Source organism: Nitrosophilus sp. (assembly GCF_982775275.1).
On sequence record NZ_CEXZHP010000340.1, the window covers coordinates 1 to 1,079 of the forward strand.

Annotated in this window: 2 protein-coding genes and 1 pseudogene; all 3 read right to left on the reverse strand. The window is 34.2% G+C overall.

Going from position 1 to position 1,079, the window contains the following annotated elements; genetic code table 11:
- Positions 1-282 (reverse strand): annotated as a pseudogene (locus tag AC30RD_RS09865) (hypothetical protein); the annotation flags it as partial.
- A gap of 119 nt (positions 283-401) precedes the next feature.
- Positions 402-635 (reverse strand): hypothetical protein, encoded by a 234-nt coding sequence (locus AC30RD_RS09870; protein ID WP_489494394.1) that lies wholly within the window; start codon positions 633-635, stop codon positions 402-404.
- A gap of 80 nt (positions 636-715) precedes the next feature.
- Positions 716-895, reverse strand: coding sequence for a helix-turn-helix domain-containing protein (locus AC30RD_RS09875; protein WP_489494396.1), 180 nt, complete (start codon positions 893-895; stop codon positions 716-718).
- Between the last annotated feature and the right edge of the window lie 184 nt (positions 896-1,079).

The following is a 1,079-nucleotide window of genomic DNA, read 5'->3' on the forward strand; positions in this document are numbered from 1 at the left end:
TGAAGCAAGTTTGAATCCACGAACAAAGATATCAAAGTCAGTATCTTCAGAACCAATTTTTGCATCAATTAAATATCTAGGTAATGTTATGATTAATTCCCCTCTTGCCCTAGCATCAAGTGAAATAATTAGAGATGCAGTCTCAGAATCTATTTCAAAATTTAAAATGTCTCCACCACGAATACTATAATCAAAATCTTCAAATTGTTGTGCAAAGCTAAGAGAAGAAAACATTCCAACGGTTACCAAAGATAATGCAATAACTATAATCGAAGCGTTCACTGATAATAGTTAGCCAATTAGAGACAAATAAACCCAATCTAATTCGTTTATTCAACTTTAAGAGAGATATTATGTATTTTATAATTCAGAGATAGTTTCTAGATGAATCATGTCATTAATCAAGAAAAACAATTAAACAATAAATCCGCAAAATAATAAAAAGAAACCATCGCCGCCAAAACAGTCAAACTCCATTTCCAATCAACCGCCCAACCCGCTCCCAACATCAACAAACCCAACAACAATCCTGTCGCCTGCCTTTTATCAATCTGATAAATAGCCGACTCCTCATACAAAAGACTAGTATAAGGCACAAACCGTTTTCCCTTATGCCAAAACCCCTTCTTTTTCATCCTTTTCCCCTTAATAGAGGAAAAACTTTCCACCAAAGGAATCTCAAATTTAAACTTTAGATTTCTAGAAAACATAAAACCTAATTTTTAACTCGGTGTTCATCAATAAACTGATCCAAATCCTTTCGCAAAATCCTATAATTGCGTCCCAACTTCACTGCCGTCAACTTGCCTTTGCGGATATAATCATAAACCGTCAACAAATTCAACCTCAGCAAATCAGCCACATCGCGAACAGTCAAAAATCTATCTTCATCCATAACTTCCAAAACGGGCAGAAGAAATAATTTGCTACAAAAGCGGGCAGAAGAACATTCAGCCTTGTTTAATCCTTTATAGTCTTTTATAGTTATTAACTACTGAATAGACCGTACTATAGCACAATACAAACCCAAAATCCACACTAATCCCAATCCGGAATTTATAATTATTTTCTAATTTGTA

Coding starts and splice junctions, on each gene's coding strand:
- AC30RD_RS09870 (WP_489494394.1), bottom strand. CDS start 635: ATGAAAAAGAAGGGGTTTTGGCATAAGGGAAAACGGTTTGTGCCTTAT.
- AC30RD_RS09875 (WP_489494396.1), bottom strand. CDS start 895: ATGGATGAAGATAGATTTTTGACTGTTCGCGATGTGGCTGATTTGCTG.